The organism is Thalassotalea ponticola, from assembly GCF_041379045.1.
Classification (GTDB): Bacteria; Pseudomonadota; Gammaproteobacteria; order Enterobacterales; family Alteromonadaceae; genus Thalassotalea_A; species Thalassotalea_A ponticola.
Map to the genome: position 1 here is coordinate 2,517,958 of NZ_CP166871.1, position 19,517 is coordinate 2,537,474.

At 46.4% G+C, this 19,517-nt stretch carries 17 protein-coding genes; 1 reads left to right on the forward strand and 16 read right to left on the reverse strand.

Annotated elements, in window-relative coordinates:
• Positions 1-18: 18 nt before the first annotated feature.
• The 6 genes from ACAY30_RS10975 to ACAY30_RS11000 all read right to left on the reverse strand — a co-directional run bounded on the left by ACAY30_RS10975 (position 19) and on the right by ACAY30_RS11000 (position 6,990).
• Positions 19-2,874, reverse strand: a complete 2,856-nt coding sequence (locus ACAY30_RS10975; RefSeq protein ID WP_290252807.1) for a molybdopterin-dependent oxidoreductase — start codon at positions 2,872-2,874, stop codon at positions 19-21.
• A 12-nt stretch (positions 2,875-2,886) separates the two neighbouring features.
• Positions 2,887-3,078, reverse strand: a complete 192-nt coding sequence (locus ACAY30_RS10980; protein WP_290252808.1) for a hypothetical protein — start codon at positions 3,076-3,078, stop codon at positions 2,887-2,889.
• A 28-nt stretch (positions 3,079-3,106) separates the two neighbouring features.
• Entirely contained in the window at positions 3,107-3,712 is a 606-nt protein-coding gene (locus ACAY30_RS10985; protein ID WP_290252809.1) for a molecular chaperone, read from the reverse strand.
• Between the two features lie 59 nt (positions 3,713-3,771).
• Entirely contained in the window at positions 3,772-5,460 is a 1,689-nt protein-coding gene (locus tag ACAY30_RS10990) for a 4Fe-4S binding protein (RefSeq protein ID WP_290252810.1), read from the reverse strand.
• A 201-nt stretch (positions 5,461-5,661) separates the two neighbouring features.
• The gene (locus ACAY30_RS10995) at positions 5,662-6,393 is read right to left on the reverse strand and encodes a DUF3306 domain-containing protein (protein WP_290252811.1); all 732 of its coding nucleotides are present in this window, start codon (positions 6,391-6,393) and stop codon (positions 5,662-5,664) included.
• Between the two features lie 156 nt (positions 6,394-6,549).
• A complete protein-coding gene (locus ACAY30_RS11000) occupies positions 6,550-6,990 on the reverse strand; it encodes a DUF3305 domain-containing protein (protein WP_290252812.1) in 441 nt (146 codons plus the stop codon).
• A 285-nt stretch (positions 6,991-7,275) separates the two neighbouring features.
• On the opposite strand from ACAY30_RS11000, the gene ACAY30_RS11005 reads away from it, so the two are divergent.
• Complete coding sequence (locus ACAY30_RS11005; RefSeq protein WP_290252813.1) at positions 7,276-7,830, forward strand: GspH/FimT family pseudopilin; 555 nt, start codon at positions 7,276-7,278, stop codon at positions 7,828-7,830.
• Positions 7,831-8,344: 514 nt separating this feature from the next.
• Here the strand turns inward: ACAY30_RS11005 and ACAY30_RS11010 are convergent.
• From ACAY30_RS11010 to ACAY30_RS11055, 10 genes are all read right to left on the reverse strand, one after another.
• Positions 8,345-8,683 carry a TapY2 family type IVa secretion system protein gene (locus ACAY30_RS11010; RefSeq protein WP_290252814.1) on the reverse strand — a complete coding sequence of 113 codons (339 nt, stop codon included), beginning with the start codon at positions 8,681-8,683 and terminating at the stop codon, positions 8,345-8,347.
• A gap of 2 nt (positions 8,684-8,685) precedes the next feature.
• Complete coding sequence (locus ACAY30_RS11015) at positions 8,686-9,087, reverse strand: type IV pilin protein (RefSeq protein WP_290252815.1); 402 nt, start codon at positions 9,085-9,087, stop codon at positions 8,686-8,688.
• A gap of 2 nt (positions 9,088-9,089) precedes the next feature.
• A complete protein-coding gene (locus ACAY30_RS11020) occupies positions 9,090-12,584 on the reverse strand; it encodes a pilus assembly protein (RefSeq protein ID WP_290252816.1) in 3,495 nt (1,164 codons plus the stop codon).
• A gap of 1 nt (position 12,585) precedes the next feature.
• Positions 12,586-13,116, reverse strand: a complete 531-nt coding sequence (locus tag ACAY30_RS11025) for a hypothetical protein (RefSeq protein WP_290252817.1) — start codon at positions 13,114-13,116, stop codon at positions 12,586-12,588.
• On the reverse strand, positions 13,110-14,075 hold the full coding sequence (locus ACAY30_RS11030; protein ID WP_290252818.1) for a PilW family protein: 966 nt from the start codon (positions 14,073-14,075) through the stop codon (positions 13,110-13,112). The genes ACAY30_RS11025 and ACAY30_RS11030 overlap by 7 nt, the downstream gene beginning before the upstream one ends.
• Before the next feature lie 5 nt (positions 14,076-14,080).
• Positions 14,081-14,626 carry a type IV pilus modification protein PilV gene (pilV, locus tag ACAY30_RS11035; protein ID WP_290252819.1) on the reverse strand — a complete coding sequence of 182 codons (546 nt, stop codon included), beginning with the start codon at positions 14,624-14,626 and terminating at the stop codon, positions 14,081-14,083.
• Positions 14,627-15,316: 690 nt separating this feature from the next.
• Entirely contained in the window at positions 15,317-17,116 is a 1,800-nt protein-coding gene (locus tag ACAY30_RS11040) for a bifunctional molybdopterin-guanine dinucleotide biosynthesis adaptor protein MobB/molybdopterin molybdotransferase MoeA (RefSeq protein WP_290252820.1), read from the reverse strand.
• Positions 17,109-17,915 (reverse strand): energy-coupling factor ABC transporter ATP-binding protein, encoded by an 807-nt coding sequence (locus ACAY30_RS11045; RefSeq protein WP_290252821.1) that lies wholly within the window; start codon positions 17,913-17,915, stop codon positions 17,109-17,111. Before ACAY30_RS11045 ends, ACAY30_RS11040 begins: the two co-directional genes overlap by 8 nt.
• A 1-nt stretch (position 17,916) precedes the next feature.
• Positions 17,917-18,624 carry an ABC transporter permease gene (locus ACAY30_RS11050; RefSeq protein WP_290252822.1) on the reverse strand — a complete coding sequence of 236 codons (708 nt, stop codon included), beginning with the start codon at positions 18,622-18,624 and terminating at the stop codon, positions 17,917-17,919.
• Positions 18,621-19,421 carry a substrate-binding domain-containing protein gene (locus ACAY30_RS11055; RefSeq protein ID WP_290252823.1) on the reverse strand — a complete coding sequence of 267 codons (801 nt, stop codon included), beginning with the start codon at positions 19,419-19,421 and terminating at the stop codon, positions 18,621-18,623. Before ACAY30_RS11055 ends, ACAY30_RS11050 begins: the two co-directional genes overlap by 4 nt.
• Between the last annotated feature and the right edge of the window lie 96 nt (positions 19,422-19,517).

The window sequence follows — 19,517 nt, forward strand, 5'->3', positions numbered from 1 at the left end:
CCTTGTCGTTACGATGTATTACGCCTTTTCTATTTGGCACAACGAACATTTTGTTTCTTGCATTTGAGTGACGGGATCATAACCGTACGTCAGTGCCGTATTGGCTGACTCTCCTAACACATACGGAGCCGTTCCTTCGGGATATTTGTCAATCAAGTTTTCTCCACTCATCACACCAGCAAAGTGAAATGGCATCCACGCCAACCCTTTGAGAACACGAGGCGTTACCATTGCTTTTATCTTGATACGCCCACCCTCAGCGCCTTCTAACCAAACGTCATCCCAATGTTTGATATTGCGCTGGGCTGCATCTTCTGGGTTGATCTCAACAAACATTTCCTGTTGTAATTCGGCTAACCATTCATTGGTTCGAGTCTCTTCGCCGCCGCCTTCGTATTCGACTAAGCGACCGGAACTGAGCTGTAAAGGATAGCGATCAGTAAAGTCTTGTTCTTGGATTGACCGATACAAAGTCGGTAAGCGATGCACGCGCATATCGTCGTAAGTTGGGTATTTCGCTACCAAGTCGCGGCGCGGCGCATACAAAGGTTCACGGTGAATGGGGACTGGGTCGGGGAAGGTCCATACCAAGCAACGTGCTTTTGCATTACCGTAGGGAGAACAACCGTGCTCTAAGGCGACGCGGATAATGCCCCCAGACAGATCGTTTTTCCAGTTGCGCCCTTCTGCTTGTTGTTTTTCTTCGTCACTGAGCTCGTCCCACCAACCGAGCTGTTTGAGCATTTCACTACTAAACTCTGGATAGCCTCCTTTGATGTCAGAGCCTTTAGAATAGGTACCGTCAGCTAACAAACTCTCGCCTTGATATTCAACTCCAAATCGCGCGCGAAAATTGGAGCCTCCCTGTTTAACGTGTACGTTGGTGTTGTACAGTATCGGTGATCCAGGATGACGCATTTCTGGTGTGCCCCAACAAGGCCAAGGCAATCCGTACACTTCACCTTTGGCCTCACCGCTCGTAGCTACTAAATCTTTTACACTGAACTCGCCCCAGTGCATGGTGTGATACTTAAGTCGTTCTGGACTTTGTCCTGACATGCCAATAGTCCACATGCCGCGATTGTATTCGCGACAAATATCCTCGATTGAAATCCCGTTAGCGGTTTTGGCGATGTTTTTAGTCAGTTGCTCAGCAATGCCCAAATGCTGAGCTATCAGATACATGATATCGGTATCGGCTTTGGCTTCAAATAACGGCTCTATAACCTGCTCTCGCCACTGCATCGAGCGGCTGGTATTGGTCACACTGCCGTGAGATTCATAGCAGGTGCCCGCGGGAAGGATGTAAACCCCGTCACTGCGATTGTGCAGCACGGCAGCCATTGTTGGATAGGGATCGACAACGACGATGGTTTCCAATTTATCGAGTGCGTCTCGCACTTCATTTTGACGTGTTTCGGTATTAACCGACTGTCCCCAAAAAAACGCTAAGCGAATGTTGTCTGCTTGGGCAACGTCTTTTTTATCCTCGAGCACACCATCGTGCCATCGAGAGCAGGGAATACCGGGACTGGTCATCGGTTGTCGACCTAAATATTCCCCCTGATCAAAGTTGGCTTTGACCCACTCGTAATCTAAGTCCCATACCCGACACCAATGCTGCCAAGCCCCCGTCGTCAGACCGTAATAGCCTGGTAGTGTGTCGAATAAGACGCCAACATCGGTGGCACCTTGCACATTATCGTGACCGCGCAGTATATTGGCGCCGCCGCCACTGACACCGATATTGCCCAGTGCCAACTGCAAAATACAGTAAATGCGGGTATTGGAATTACCGATGTGATGTTGGGTTCCACCCATACACCAAACAATACAGCCGGGCCGATTATCCGCTATTGTTTTTGCCGCCTGAAAAAGCGTTTGTTTGTCGACACCGGTAATATCACTAACGGTATCTGGGTCAAATTTCTTCACCTCTTCGCGAATGTTTTCCATGGCAAAGACCCGCGACTTTATAAACTCTTTATCTTCCCAGCCATTGTCAAAAATATGCCACAACAAGCCGTAAATAAACGGAATATCAGTACCAGGTCGCAAGCTACAATACAAATGAGAGTGGGCGGCGGTGCGGGTATAGCGCGGATCTGCGACCACCAGTTTGGCGCCCTTTTCTTTGGCTTGCAAAATGTGTTTCATCGCAATCGGGTGTGCTTCTGCAGGGTTTGCACCGATCAATAAAATGGCCTTTGAATTGTGCAGGTCATTCAATGTATTGGTTTGCGCACCATAGCCCCAGGTATTAGCCACTCCGGCAACGGTAGTCGAATGGCATATACGCGCCGAATGGTCAATGTTATTGGTTCCCCAAAGCGCCGCCAACTTTCGATATAAGTAGGCGCTTTCGTTGGAAAACTTGGCACTGCCCATAAAGTACACCGAGTCGGGACCTGACTCCTTGCGAATGGTTTTCATTTTACCGGTTATTTCACCAAGAGCTTGTTGCCAAGATAGTCGTTGCCACTTGCCATCAACCAATTTTAGTGGATAGCGAACTCGGCGTTTGCCTTGGCCGTGTTCCCTTTCAGCAGCCCCTTTAGCACAGTGACTGCCCTGAGAGATCGGGTGATCAAACGCCGGCTCTTGCCCGGTCCAAACGCCATTTTGCACTTCCGCATATATCCCGCAACCAACGGCACACGCACTGCATATGCTTCGTTTTACTGTGGTTGGCACGTTTTTGTCTATATATTCGCTAGCCTGAGTTTTGCGCATCATCGCCGGCCCCAAAAGACCGGCTGACGCCACACCCGTGGCGGTCATACCCGCGGTTTTTAAAAATTGACGTCGCGTTTGCTGATGCTCACAGTGAGCGGCTTGCTCGGTGGGTAAATGCTGTTTACGAGTCAACTTCATCACGTATATCCTCTAGTCTCTCAAGGTTTGATAAAATTGACGAATGTGTGCCGTTTCTCGATAACCACTCGACGTTTGCTTGTCGTCGCGGGTCGTATCGTCAGCTTTGGGAACTGCAACAGTTGGTATCACCACGCCCGTTGCACTGACAACGCCCAATAGCTTTAACACGCGTCGACGTTGAGGTTGGTGGAGTTTTTTCATACGGTTACTCAGCCTCTAAAGTGGTGCTTTAGCGCTGTGACACCGCCACATTTAAGCGTTCAAACAGCGCTTTTTCCTGCTGTAAAAACGCGCGCATAACACGTCCGACATTGGCGTAAAATGAACTTATTTGGTTGTCGATTAACGCCTGACATAAGCCGTCATACCAAGTACCAACAAATTGTTCAAAAAACACTAATTGCTGATGTTGGCTGTCATTGTCAATAAGTATAGCCATAACTTCACAAAGTGCAGAGATATGGTCTTCAGGCTCTTTGATCTCAGTCTGTCTGGTAAAACCAATAGTGCTTAAGTAGTGACGCAACTTGGCTAAGCTGTGCGACATTAATTTTTGCTCGTTATACCACCCCGCGTACAAGTAAATGTCACCGAACGACAGACCGATAAACAAATTAAAGTAAGCATCGTTTAACTGAGTAGGTGACGCCTTGTTCGCTTCTTGCTTTAACTGTAAAAAGGCCGTTAATAACTGACGATTATCCGCCTGCTGTAGATCTACGTCTAACGAACCCAGTAGCTCGAGTAATTCGGCTTTAGGTGCATCGCGCAGTAACGCAGCGAGTAATAAATAGACATCACGTCTAAACGAGTCACTCTCTGTTGGTAAGGCCATTTGATTCTCCGTATGAATACGTGTGATTAACAATATCTATCGACGTGCGCGTTTAGCCGTTACTTGAGTTGCTTACTTGGATTGGCAATCACCTCACTGACCATATCTTTGACTCGACAATCGGCACACATTTTAAGGCGTTCACTGTGACCTAAAAATGCGCTGTGCTCGGCTAGTGTCGATAACATGCGCTCGACCATCGACTGGGTGGCAAATGGTTGACCACAAGTAATACACAAAAATGGCGCTTCCTGTTTTAGCACCACCGGTTGATTGCGCTGATTCGCATTTAAATTTACCCGACTGTTTAGGCTAATGACGTTTTCGGGACACGCTGCTTGACACAAGCCACACTGGATGCAGTCCCGCTCAACAAAACTGAGTTGAGGAGACGCTTCATCAGCGATTAATGCTCCTGTTGGACAGGAAGCAACACAGCCCATGCACAAGGTACAATCATCTGCCACGCTAATTGCCCCTTTATCTAAATTATCAGCGAAGAAATGATCAATCTGGGTTATCTCTGTATCACTTTGAGTAATAGCCAATACCGACTCAGTTAGATGATCAAGAGCGTGATAGAACAAGGACTGTTTGTGCTCGCTGCTAAAGTCAGCACTGGCAATAGCAGCAATGTGTTGGTCTTGCCGGTAAAAGCTCGCTAGCTCAGCCAGCTTGTCATCGAGCAACTGGTGCTCAGCTAATACGTTGATAGAAGTTGGTAACTGGATGTGAGCCATCAATGCATTAGCCAAGTTGACTTGGTCGTTTAATTGCGCTTTTGCCGTCTCACTTAGCGCCGTTGACTCAATCAACAAAACTCGCTCTGCTCCCCAAGCCATAAAGGCCAGTAAATGTGGAACCGCAATTATGGGTACCTGCTCTAGCGACAGCGATAAAAAGTGTTCCGGTAAATCGGCTAACAATTTGTCCTGTTCAAAGCTTGTATCGTGAATCACCAACACAGGTTTATAACGCGTTTGCTGAAAGTACTCCCTTATCACCGCCCGCGTGTTGTAAAGCATTGACTCTGCAGGAGGCAAATCGTAACGTATTGATTCTGTCGGACACGCACTGACGCATGTGCCACTGCCATGACACAGATACGGATCAATATCGATGTTATTGTCGACGACTCGAATTGCATCAGCAGAGCAAACATCGACACATCGCGTACAACCTGATAAATCATTGCGCGAATGAGCACAACTTTTGTGCTCGACCGATACGTAGCGTGGCTTTTCAAACTCACCGATGTAATCATCAATACTGTCAATAATTTTTTGCAGCGCTTGGTCATCACTTGCCGGATGAAAATAGCCTACAGGTAACAGTGGCGCTTGGCAGTAGACACTTTGCCCCAAATCAATAATCAAATCAAAATGGGGTTTTTGTATGCTGCCTTCGGCCAAATTGAACAGCGAACCTTGTTGCTCGACCAACACGTTAAACTGTCCTAAAAAACCACTGATTGAATGCAATTTTGCATAATATACCGTTTGCGACTGACTTTGCTGCATAACGTGTTCTAAGTACGCTTGTTGGTTACGGCTTATCGGCTCGGTAGCCAATAGGGTAACCCTTTTCCTGCTGTCAAACTGACCGCTGGCCAAACGGATCAGATCTTCTGGACCAATAATAAGAATAGTACCAGTCGTTTGATAGGATACCGTTACTGGAATTAAGTTGTGATACGGTGGGTGTTTTCGGTAAAGTTGCTGACGAATCTTTCGGTAATCGCTGTTCATGCGCATGTCCATGTATTATCGATATCAACACAGCCCTAGCTAACTGTGATTACTTTATTCTAAGCTATTGAAATTTAAGTATAGGCACGCTTGTAGTAATTCTCTACAATACATGTGGCGCTAGTTGTAAAGGCAATAATCATCAATCTGAAATAGGGCTTAGCGCGGTGGGGTAAACACACTCCTCCATCATCAAAGCCATTACCGCTGGGCTTTATCACGCCCGAGCTCAACGTCTGGGTTTTGCTCACTATCGAGGTGTTGTTCGACGGTACTGCGGTCTGTGTTCTCTATCGGCTTTGCATCGGTTGTTAGATCACCTGCTTCGCCATCGTCAATATCAGCTGTACATCTCGCGCTCTCGTCTTCCTCTAAGTGTTGATCATCTTTTACTAAGTGACGGTAGACTTGCTTTATTAGCTGTTGCTTTTCTGAGTCTAACAACCTAGGTTGATTAGAAAAGTCTTGATCGCATTGTTCTAGACCATCCAACACCTGATAATGAGGTTGCTTCCACAACATTTGCAGGGCAGATGTTTGACTTTTTTGATCAACATCATCCGCTAAAAAACGCGCAAAACTGCCACCAATCTCGATCTCATTAGGGTCGGGCAAAGGGTCGCTGCTCACGATATTAGGCGAGTTTTTTTGGGCAGATTTTTGCTGGGCTAGTGTTGGTTTATCGCCTGGTTGACTATCACCACCTACTCTTGGGGCTGAGTTTAGAGACGACGTTTTCTTATCTATCACCGCGCTGTCGCTGTGTTCAATATTTACAACGGTGGTTTGATTGCAGCTCTGGCGTAGATCATCGCCGCGGTGAGTCGCTGTTGCCCGAGAGTCTATTTGCTGCGGTTCATCTGTTGTATCTCGCACAGGATTTTTCGCCAAGTAGGCGAGCCAACGACGGTATACGCGAGTAAAAATCATCATTTTCTGCTATCACTTCTATTGCTAGTAGGGCGAGAGAGTTACGAGCAATGTCTTGGCATCTCGCCATGTGCTAATCGCAAACGATATAGCCATCTCGACAATTATAGTCATCGCTAAAACGATTCCTTTGTTGCTGAATGAGCGCTCATTGTGCACTTACTTGCGTTGTTCCTTTTTTCTATCCACGTGTTTGCGTCGATGAGCGCAAATAGCAACCTCGCCGTGAACACTAATAAAACGCTCTATCCAACACGCAATAGCGGTTGGCATATCAATTGAAATAACCGGTGTATCGGACTCTAAGCAGGCAGTGGCGATACTTTGCTCGGCAGTGACCGACGTGGGAAGCCAACGCCCATCGTCGAGTTGATCACAAATAATAAACAATTTCGGGTTGTCGAGATCGAGGTTCAAGCGATAACTGGCCCGCTCATCTAAGAACAGCTCAAGAAACACCAAATGGGCATCTTTGGGCCTCGGCTGTGTCGCACTGAGAAACTGAGTCACTGCCCACTGCTCACTTGACCACCCGTCAAATTGCTTGGTGTGTTTCTCTATAGATACATACAATGGCCAAAGATATTGATTTCGCTGCATGATTTTTCCACTTTAGCATACGTGAACCGATCAATAAGATAAAAAACGCGTCGAGGCGATGTTAGCGACACAGATAGCGATGATAAACTCACTCAGCCATCGAGTATTGATAATAAAGCGCCGATACCATCAGTATAGTCAAGGCACGGCGTATCTCAGATAAAATAGCGTTTGACTGGTAAAACTTACTATTAACGATTAATTTATCAACAAAAGCAGTACAATATGGCAACATTCATTTTCTCTGCTATAGTGAAAAGACCAATAATAACAAAGATATAAAAAATGAAAGCGATTCGTGGTATGACGTTAATTGAATTGATGGTTGTCGTGTCAATTATTGCTATTTTAGCTTCAGTTGGGGTGCCAAATTTACGCGATTTTATCGTTAAAACGCGTGTTGATAATGAGGTGTCTCACCTACATCGACTGTTACTTACGGCGAGAAATGCCGCTATTTCGGCTAATCAGAATGTCGTTATTTGCCCTCTGACCGGTTCAGGTGTGTGTTCGGGCAATTGGGCTGGTGAAATTACCGTGTTTACCGATAATGACGGTACGCAAACATACTCGCCAGAATATGACGACATCATTAGTATCAAGAACCCAATCGACAGCAAAGATACACTGGCATTTTCTGCTGATAGTATTTTATTTGCATCAAATGGCAGCCGTATAGATAATCAATCACGGGTATTTGCTTATTGCCCATCCGATGGCAGTAAATACAATCGCGGTGTTGTTACCTCGTTTTCAGGCTCGGTATACCAAACCACGGATATTGATGGCGATGGTATTGATGAAGACAGAAATGGCAATGAAGTGAGTTGTGGAGGATAACGGTTAACGCCTTGTCAGCTTACGTCAACTCGACCACATTGCCCAGTCGGTGCAAAACAACACTGAGCCCTTTAGTGTTGTCGATAGGCAAAGCTAACCGCTACCAGCGGCCTTTATGTGCTTTTCCAAAATGATCATTTCCAGTACGCATTTAATCGTGCATACTTTTGTGTGCCATCAATGCGCAGAGTTATTGCGTATTGCCATCGATATCTAGCGTTGAGTCAACGCTGCAATTCAACTAATGTCGCTAACAAGGTATTTTAACACCGGCATAGCGGGTTTATCGCCAGTCGCAAACAGCGAATTAAGGTCATATTCATTTAGCTATGACGACCTTTGACGCAAACAGTGACAATAAATGGATTAGCAAAGGAAGGTTTGTCATTGATGACGATGTAAATAAGCGAGGTTGTAGATTATGTTACCTTACACAAAACGGTGCCCTCATCCACCTTACAAGGCATGATGTTTGAACGGTTAAAGCTGGTGTTACTGCGCTGTTACGCCAGCCTTAACGGCCTGTCTTCGCATCGAGTTCGCGACTTAACCGCGCCGAAAAGGGCTCTTCAAGAGGCACGCATTCAACCACGTCTTGTACATGAGTGCGCTCGTACGCTCGTTTGGTTGGTACGCCCTTGTTTTGCAATCTACTCGGTAAACTTTTCACTTCCTTTTTAGGAAGTGCGGCAAAATACAAGCGCTCGCTGTTATCCGCCAAGACAACATGACATTTCATTTCAACCCGAGGGTTCGAGGCACTGTATTGTGGCGCTGTATTGACTTGCTTGGCCAGTGCGCCACTTGCCGTAAACAAAGACAGTAAACTCATTGAAAGCAAAGTTATTTTCATGATTAATTCTCCCAACATTGTGGCGAACTTGCCAAACGCTTGCCGGTATCAGTTATCGCTAATGATTGACACTGTGTATCTCGACTTTGTTGGCTGCCGAGTGGCACAGCGGTTAAGGTAAAGCCACCATTAGCCACAGTAGCATCAATCTGATACAAATTATTTTCAGTGACATAAGAGTCCGCTGATAATCCCAGTGAGCTCAACGACGCTGTATATTTCCTGTGATCGACATAGTACTGCTCCTGTAAGTTAGCGATGCGGATTAATTCCCGATGTGCCTCCGTGCGGTTTGTTCGCGTCACATATTCTGAATAGCTCGGCAGGGCAATCGACGCTAAAATACCGACAATTGCCACGACTACCATGAGTTCAATTAATGTAAAACCGCCCTTATGGCCCATTATCACTCTCCAACATATAGGTAGGTACGCATTGTTTTCAACGAAATACCCTGGGTTTGATCACAGTTTTTGGCGTTACACAAGGTAATGGTTCCCTCGCCATCGCCTGAGCCGACGCCAACAAAGCGAATTTTACTCACTGTTTGATTGGTGTCGGTAACCGGTGGAATAATAACCGTTGGCGTATCTGGAATACTGCTACCAACATAAAGTTGACGCCAGTTGTACACGGTTTCGCCGGTTTCTAAGTCTACAGCGTATAAATAACCGTTTCCGGTTTCAAGTTGACATTGCATGATCTCGCCATCGGCAGCAGACGAATCTTCTGCTGGAACAAACGAGTTAAAATAGGCAACACCAGACACGGCAATTGCCGCCGATAAGCTTTTCTCACCACTTTCCTCAAGGTCTATGTACCAACCGTTTTTACTGGAAACGGCCAGATCAAGTGCGTCTAAATTACTGGTATCGGCGTATGGGTTATCGCTGTAATCGTATAAATCATCAATCGTCACTATCGGTGGCGCATTAACCCCACTCATTGATTGAGTAAACAAATTGTGATCCTTGATCATAAACAGCTTGTTATCGGTGTCGTCATTTACCGGATCAGCCCGATCCCCACTGCCAACTAGCAACACGTCATAGGGTTTTTCCTTTCGGGTGATGACGGTGTTACCATCAATGGTGGTTTGTTCGGTCAGAGTCAATAAACTGCGAGCCACTGACGGCTCAGCGAAGAAACGCCGATCGTTACTGTCGGAGTCACCTCCGAGTGCGGCAATTTTATTGACCGTCCACGGCGTCTCTGAATCATTGGGTTGATCGCCCGGCATATCAACTCGCCATAGATTTGCGCCAGTATCTGCCGCGTAAAGGCGATCAATAAAACCGTCGTTGTCACTATCCATAATGGCAATGGACGCTGGAATACTGTCGGTTGCACCAGTAAAGGTCGTGTGCTGACCCACGCTATTCACATTTGGCGTCGCACTCCATAACAAGGAGCCAGATTCGGCATCGAGCATATAAATTGCCCGTCCTTTACTGTCATTGCTACCTGGGCCTTCACTGTCTTTGTTTGTATCGTAACCACCACCGATAAACAACACGGGTTTACGCGTACCATCGGCGGCCAAGTTGATACGAGAGTACCCCGTTCTCGGCTGTGACCACGATTGCGCAAGCTCGTTAAACCCCGAGGTTTGATTATTAATATGCCACATTAATTTAGGCATATCAGGGTCAGAGACATCCAAGGCGTAATAGTCCGAACCACCGCGACGAGAACCGATAAACACCCAGACTTTATCGCCGTCTGACGCGGTTATCGTGCCATCGCCATTTTTGTCGTAAATGTATGACGTGGCGCTGCCGTCAATGCCGTACACCTTATCGTCTAATGAGCTATTGGTCATCAATCGGCTCACATTACCAAAGTATTCTTTTGGTAAAATCGCCCACGTTTCATCAACGGTTAAACCGCTGTCCTGGAACATGTGGATGGCGCCTGAATTGGTACCGACAATGATGCGGATGTCTTGGTTGGTGGCAGAGCCCCCATAGTTAATAACTAACGGCTTTGAGTGCAATGGGTCGCCCATCACGCTATCGCGATATTCACTGGTGATATCATCGTCGTCCTCGTCGAGTACATCTAATCCCTTGTGCCAATCGAGCGTACCTTGCAGCGACGCAGGGTCGATATTCATAAAGCTGGCAAGGGTTGCTTGATCGCCAAAGCTCGATGTTGCAGTGCCCAGTGTTAACTCGACTAAACTATCAGCCGGACCGACGTTACTGAGTACTTTACGCGAGGTTTTGCTGCGCATCATGTCTGCCACGCCACCTTGGTTCACATTCGGGCCATCGGGCTCGGTTGATGTTGACCAATAGGTTTTTGCCATTGGCCGAATGTTACCTGAGGTATCTATCGCATTGGCACCGTCGCGATCGACTTGTCGGTCGTCAACAATTTTTAACTTTTTAATATTGCCAGACCAGCGCGCACCGCGTTCGGGTAAAAACATCGCATAATAAACCGAGTCGAGTGTTTCGGTGCGGTCAAAGTTGTTTGATGAAATCGACGGCGAGGTAAAACTGGTATTCATTTGCAAAATATCGAGTAGCGCCGACTGTAATGAGGCAAGCAATTTATCTGCGCTTTCTGCGGCGAAGTACTTACCACCGCCGGCCTCAGCGGTTAGGGTGAGTAACTTACCTGCTTTGTCAACGGCGTCTTGACCATAACCAACGGTGTACGTGGTGGCAATTTGCTTCCCTGGCAAGGTGGCGTTGATATCGTTGTTGCGCATCCAGTAGGCGAGCGATGGCATCATGTTGTTAGTGCCACCGTCGTTGATATATTTGTAACCGTCTAACACTTTCACTAGATTATCAGCATCTTTGTCGCGAGTTGGCGCCCCATCGGTGACTAAAATGACAAACACTTCATTGGCACAATCGCGATAAGGGGGGTTGTATTTAGAATTGTCAACCACAGTTGAATCTAATTTAGGTGAGCGTTCCGGCTCTAACATGCCAAAGGTGACCGGCTTGCCACCTAAGTACATCGCCGCTTCATACAAGGTTTCACACAGCGGCGTCCATCCATCGGCGACAATTTCGTTGTTAATCATACTAATTAAACTGTCGCGATTGGCGTTGGTCATATCGTCGATACCAAATACCACTCGCCCACCATCGGAAATGCCATTGGTGTCATTCTTGTTGAAGGTCATTAAGCCAAAGTCTACCGATGGCGCCGACGATATCAGTTTAGTCGACACTTCTTTGGCTATCTCTAAGCGCGACTTAGGTACGGTCTCGCCAAGCGCTAACCAACGTACATAATTGCGTGAGTACAAGGTAACACTGTTGGTAAATCGCACAGGATTCTCGACATCTTTTTCACTTGTGTAAGGAACCGGTGCACTTTGATCTTCTAATAGCGCCGGACTCGCACTGGGGTAACCTTGTACACCAACGGCTGGGGCGTTGTTGGGATTTGAATAGATCAGGTCATCCTGACAATCTATGATAGCCGAGTTTAAGTCGACGTTATTTTTAATACCAAGCCAGATTCCGTTGCGGCTAAACGTGTCTTCAGTACCTGGTGGTCGGTAATATGACACACTACCTAAATAGATGCCTTGACTGTCCAAAATGGTTTGCCCGTGAGCACAGCTGTTGTTATTTTTGAGAAATTTGCGCGTATCATTAATACTTGGATCGGCGCCGCCTTGGCGAGAAAAGTAAATATGCTCTTCAGCCGGCTCATTCGCTAGCGGTGGGTAGACCACATTGGGATCATAAGGTGGCTTAGCCACCAACTCTTCAGTTTGCATACTGCCAGACGTGTCAAAAATCAACAGCACTTGCGGCTTTTGCGCTTGTCGATGTGTGTTGTCACCAACATACAGCTCGATATCTTCTGCCTGTATCGCAGATATAGGCAGCAAGAACACCATAGATATAAATGAGATCATTCGTTTCATGCTAGTTCCCCAAATTTAATAACTGTTGCGCAATACCCGAAGTGACTTCCACCTTGTGATATTTGGCCTGTTCAAGTTGTTCAGTACTCGGCGTATCTTCTTCTACTCGTCGACCATAGGCTTTTAGCGCTTTGACGCTGAGCAAATTGCATTTAAATACTTGAATTGACGATGCCGCTTGTGAATACGGGCAGTCAAATTCAATTTCATCGTCAGTAGTTCGATGAATGCTGGCTTTGACATATTCGCCATCTACAACCACATCAATACCATTTTCTTTGTCATATTTACCCAACTGATAGGTAAAACCGTTTTGACCATCAGCATTCATGTAATTGATTTGCTGATAGATCACCTCATCGTTAGCGCCAATCGCTTCTTGCGTCGCAATCACTTTTTCTTGACTGGCGCCCGACATTTTCATGTCCATCGTCGAATTGAGTAACATCAACGAGGCAACCGACGTCAAGGCGATTAACAATACGATTGCCACCAGTAATACTACGCCCTGCTGTTTGTGTTTGGTTACCATTGCTCAACCCTTGCATTAAACAGATTTATTGTTGTTGAAAACAATAACCGGCGATAATTGTCGCCATTAAAGGTTAATGTTCTGTTACCTAGCTGATAACTGTTGTTGTTACTGTAATCGCGGTCTTGGTATACATCCCGAGCCAGAACATACAGTTTGACGGCAATAATCTTACTATCGTTTTCGTGATCCCACAGCGCATCGCTCATGCTTTCAGTAGGAATAAACATATTGACGTTACCGTCGCTATCGGTATCGATACCAAATTCAAAATGTAAATGCTCAATCCCATCAACAATGGGATCAAAACGCATAACGCCGTTATCTAAACGGCCTTGCATTAATACAGGTACGGATTCACCGCCTATCTGATCGTCGCGAATGTAATAGACCAGATGTTGATACGGCCAAATTTTTGCTCCCGTTAATTCAGGCTCTGGATCACTACCTCGAAACATCGCACTGAAAACCATGCTCGATTTTACGTAGTAATCGCTAGCGACAACCTCAGCGCTTAACACCGGTTCAGATTGAGCGCGTTTAATTTGAATAACATCGGAGCCAATCTTGGCATCCGTAATGCAGTTCATCGGCTCTTGGCTTGCCGGCAGTGTTGCCCAAAGGGAGCGAAAATAACCAAGGTTCGAGGGAATAGAAGCGTTATTAACACCGCCGCCAATACAATCATTTGCCACCGCTACGGGTGCGGGCAACGATTTAAATTCGGTTGATGAAAGCGTTGTCCCCATCTCCCCCCAAAAGCCTTGTCGCAATAAGTCACTGGTTAGTACTGACACCGCAAAGCGACCATTTTCTTGTAGCGAGCCTAGGCTGGTGGTCTCTTTGGTAGTGGCGCGTACGCTAGAAAAAACACTTAACGCGCCCGCAACCAAAAACAAGCCAATGACCATAGCTATCAATAATTCAATCAAGGTAAAACCGCGTTGGCTGTTCATCATCCCCCCTAAATCACATACGCCTCGACAACAACTTGCCGACGTTTTGTGCTAGCACTACCACAGGCAGTGTCTTGGGCGCCATCGCTGACGTCGATACGTCCTTGCCAACTGATCACCACTTTTACTTGATTGTCGGTAACCGAAATACAGCCTTTGACATCGGTAAGGCCACCGAGGTTGTTACCACTGTTGGTCACGTTGCGACCCAATAAGCGCTGATCCCACTCGTATAAATCCACTGCAAGAACATCATTTGGCGTACATCCCGCGCCTTCGGTGTTGCACATTTTGCTCGGTAACGGAATTAATCCGGCGCCAAATTCGCCAGCATACTGTGCCATAAATAGAGGAGTAGATTGATTGGCGCGCATGCGTTCCATAATATCTTGCGCTAAAGAAGAGGCGACAGAGCGTTGCATCGCATCAAAGCTTGCTTTACTGGCTGACGCTTGCATCGCAACCACACCAAGGATCCCAAATGCCAGAACGAAGAAGGCAACGAGAACCTCGATAAAAGACATACCTGATTGTTTGTTAATACGCGAATACATGAATCATTCTCGCTTACTTATTATTGTTAATTGAAAAAATGTCAGCGCAACGAGACTAATAACGAAGTTTTGTTAGAGAAGGAGTGACGTTTGTGAGATCGACCAATGCCTTTACTACCTCAATGAGCCAATTTTTATGTCACACCACAATGTCTGGATTGGTGTTAACGCCTTTAGGCTTCATTTTCGGATGCTATTAATTGATGTGTCCTGATAATTCAAACTCGCGTCACCTAATCGGAGTAAAACCCAACTCTGTGGAACGACTTATTCAGTACATATTAATGAATAGCAAGGCATCTGTTCGGTAAACGTGCACACTGCATCAATACCCTAACCATAACACTTGTTATGGCAGCGCTTCCTTTGTATCGCCGAGTAATATCCTATAACCGCCACCTGCGCCACCTGCTCAACAAACAACCGAAAAGCGAACAAAATGACACCAGTACATTTTCAAGCTTAGCATTAAAAAAATTTTACGCAAGTTTAAAGTAAAAATAATTTTCAGTTTAAACTCATGCACTTAGAGTAATAACACTACATATTAAAACAACAGTAAACGCCTAGTAGCGTTGAATAAACACACAAGCCCAAATGACTTATGCTACTGTTGTTTAAAGACCGAGAGCCCGCTGAAATTTGTCGCGTTAGGCAACACAGTAGCGCCAGCCGTGTTGTCCGATTTGCTCATACAAATTCCGATAGCAAAATCACACTCACTTGATCGCCCACCGAGACGTCAGCTGTATCGGCTGGGATAGCGATAAGGCAATTTGCTTGTACCATCGAGGATAAAACACCAGAGCCTTGCCGCCCTGTTAAAGACACGTGCATCTGACCGTCATCACCGACACGGCATATTCCCCGTAAGTACTCACTGCGACCCACACGGCTGTTCATCTGAGACGTTGCCCGCGCGGTTAACACCTTGGGTTGCCAGGTCGTTTGTGCAGATAACTTTCGCACCGCCGGTGCGACAAATAAGATAAAGCAAATCATCGACGCTACCGGATTACCGGGCAGCGCAAAAACTAATGACCGATTAAGCGAACCAAAAACCAACGGCCGCCCCGGACGCATTTGCACCTGAGAAAACACGATATCACCTAACTGGGCAAGGCAGGTTTTAACATAATCGGCCTCGCCCATAGACACGCCTGCCGAGGTAACAATGACATCAGCCTGAGCGCTTGCCGTTTGCAAAGCGCTAGATATCTGCTCAGCCGAATCAGGCAAAATGCCCAAATCGATCACTTCGCAATTTAAGCGTTGCAACATCGCTTTTAAAGCAAATCGATTAGCATCGTATACTGCGGCTTTTTTTAATTGTTCACCCGGTTCGGTGATTTCATTACCGGTAGAGAAAACCGCTACTTTGGGCGGACAATAAACCGTTAACTGCGCAATCCCCAATGAGGCAAGCAAGGCTAATTTTGACGCATTGAGACGTTCTCCCTTAGCTAAAACAGTTTGATTTAGCTTAATGTCTTCACCGCATTGTCGAACATTTTGTCCCACCTTAATCTCGGTGTTAATGTCAATATAACAGCCGTGTTTAACCACCCACTCACGGGCGACAACGGTGTCAGCGCCAGCTGGCAAAGGAGCACCAGTCATAATACTCAGCGCTTGCCCGGGCGCTAACTCGTCGTCAAATACATCACCTGCCATAACCTTATCAACGACCTCGAGCTTAGCTATTCTCCCTCCACGAGCGAGTAATGCGCTGGCATTAAAGGCATAGCCATCCATGGCCGAGTTGGTGTGTTGCGGTACATTAATTGGCGCCACGACTGTCTTTGCCAACACGTTATCAAGACAGTGTTCAACGGCCATGACTTGGGTGTTCACAACAGCATTGGTATGGGACAAAATAAGGCTTAGCGCGTCTTCAACCGACTTACTGTCACGATCAAACGGTCCACAATTAGACGCGGTAGGCAATGACCTATCACGAGTTTGGATTAAGCTGAGAATAAAATCGCCAATTTGCTCGATATCATCGATATCTAATCGAGTTAACTCCGTGTCAATTTGCGTCTGCTTGCAACAAGCGATGGCCATAACGCTATGGTCGTTTGGGTATATCAACGGCTGCTTGCAACTGGCTCGATGTAACTCAATTTTACTGATCGGGTGATGTTTAAACCCTTCAACCAAAATCAACTGAACCGTTCGCGTATCAATTTGCGCTAAGAGAGGTTGCAGCTGGATAGGACTGTCGACTTGCCGTTCAACGAGATGGGCATAACGCCGACTCGAGGCGATGAGTACTTGCTGAGCTCCTGATTGACGCAATACAAAGCTGTCTTTGCCCGGTTTATCGAGGTCAAACTGATGATGAGCGTGCTTGATGACGGCAACGTTGATGCCCTTATTTTTTAACCATGGGATCAACGCCGATAACAACGTGGTTTTGCCCGTACCACTGTACGCACAAATCCCGATGACTGGAACCTTGTTTATGTGGGTTAGTCGCTCAGTCATAACGCTGTGTCCTGTTGTCGGCATGCTGCTGTTGTACCACACTCGTACCGTCACTGACTTCGCGAGGGCGACCGCAAATGGTGAGCTGTTTATCTGCGAGTAACCAATGTTGCTGACACAATTGGGTCACTTTATTACTTTGATGACTGACCACCATAATACCGACGCCTTGGTGATGGAGCTGTTTGATCATAGTGTAAACTAACTGCTGGGAAGCTTGGTCCATATTCGCAGTGGGCTCATCGAGCATTAACAGCGGCGGTTGAACTAAAAATACCCGAGCTAATGCCAAGCGCTGTTTTTCACCACCGGATAATTGAGCGGCATCCTGTGTTAGCAACGGCCCTAATCGAGCTTGCTCAATTGCTTGTTCTAAGCGGATTTTATAGGCTTTAGACAAGCGCTGCATTGGCGGTGTCGCAATGGTTAAATTGGCCTTCACGGTACCTGAGTACAAATAAGGAGATTGATGCAGATACGCCGCTTTTCCAAGTACAGCGCTAGATTTAGAAGACAAAAAATTAGGCCACTTTAGCCACTTTGCCGACGCAAAACCACTGGCTTTAACACGACCAAATTGCGGTGTTAATAAGCCAGCTAAAATTTTCATTAACGTGGTTTTACCGGCCCCATTTGCACCACTTAGTAAAATACTGTCACCCTGGATAAACGCTAGGCGATTAATGTGAAATAACACTTTATCCTGGTATCGAAATAACAAATCGCTGCCATCGATTCGCGCATTAGTGGTGGTTAAAGGCGATACAGAGCGATAATGACTCGGGCTATGACCAACCATATTAATAGCTCCGTATCATCGCATTACCGCGCAAAGCGGCCAAACACAAGTTCAATGTTAAGCTCAACAGCAACAACACCATACCCAGCGCAATGGCTTGTGAAAACTCGCCTTTATTGGTTTCTAATGCTATCGCGGTAGGGATGTTACGAGTAGCATTTAAAATATTACCACCAACCATCATAGAGCAGCCCACTTCGGTGATGATTCGACTAAACGCGGTAACCACGGTGAGTAACAATGGCACTTTTAACTCGCGACAACAGAGCAACAGTGTCGCCGTCGAGCTGCGACCCAGTGTTCGCGATGTCTCCCACCCGCGTCGATCAATATGAGTAAATGCCGCTTGTGACAGTGACACCAAAATGGGAATGCAAATTAACATTTGCCCTAAAATCATCGCTTTTTGGGTAAATAACCACTGCAGATCGCCAAACGGCCCTTGTCGGGTCAATAAGATATACACCAATAAGCCGATCACGACAGTGGGGATTGATTGCAGTGTTTGGATAATGGTGGTGAGCAACCAACGCCCTTTGAAGCGCGCAAATGCCAAGCTAAAACCGAGTAATATCGACGGGACCAAGGTGATCACTAACGCCAATAGAGAGACGCTAAACGATACGAATATGATCGAATACAAATCAGCATCGAACGCCAGTAACAAGGTAATCGCATGAAAGAATATTTGTCCCCAGCCCTCACTCATGATTGATAATCTGCCTTAAATAACGGTAGTTGTTCTAGCCGATAGCTGTTAATCAGGCGCTGTCCGTCATCGCTGATCAACCAATCGCTTAACGCCTTTGCACCAAGGTGATTTAATTGTGGATATTTATCGGCGCTGATCAATATCACCTGATAGGGGTTATTTAGCTGGTCACCGCCTTCAAAGACGATTTGCAAATCAAGTTTGTTGCGATAGGTAATGTAAGTTCCTCGATCCGATAGTGTATAGGCTTGTAACGAATCGGCCATCAGCAGCGTTCGTCCCATGCCCTGCCCCACCGACTTGTAACCGTCAAACGTCGGCTGTACTCCAGATAAGAGCCAAAGCTTGAGCTCTTTTTTTTCGGTTCCAGAATCGTCTCCGCGTGAAATAAATAGCACATCCTCGGACGCTATGTGTCGAAAGGCTTGCACTATGGTGGATACGCTTTGTACCTTGGCAGGGTCATCTTTAGGCCCCAGTAAAACAAAGTCATTTTGCATAAATTGCCTTGGCAATACGCCAAAGCCTTGTGCGATAAACTGCGCTTCAGCATCAGGGGCATGAGTCATAACCAAATCGACATCACCTGAGCGCCCTAAGCGCAATGCATTACCTGAGCCAGTTGCAATAACGTGTACGTTATAGCCCGTTTGTCGCTCAAACACAGGTAAGATATGCGCCAGTAAGCCTGAGTTTTCCGTACTTGTGGTAGTGGCCAGTTTGATAATTTGCTCACCGAACACATGAAACGACAGACTGTACAAGGCTACAAAGATTAGCTTAATGCATCGCATCACTGCCTCCGCAGCGTACCCGTTTAGGTACTAACCTCAGGTACATTATTTTTATTCACGTTGCGATTAAGTATGATAGCGGTTAAATAAATTGCC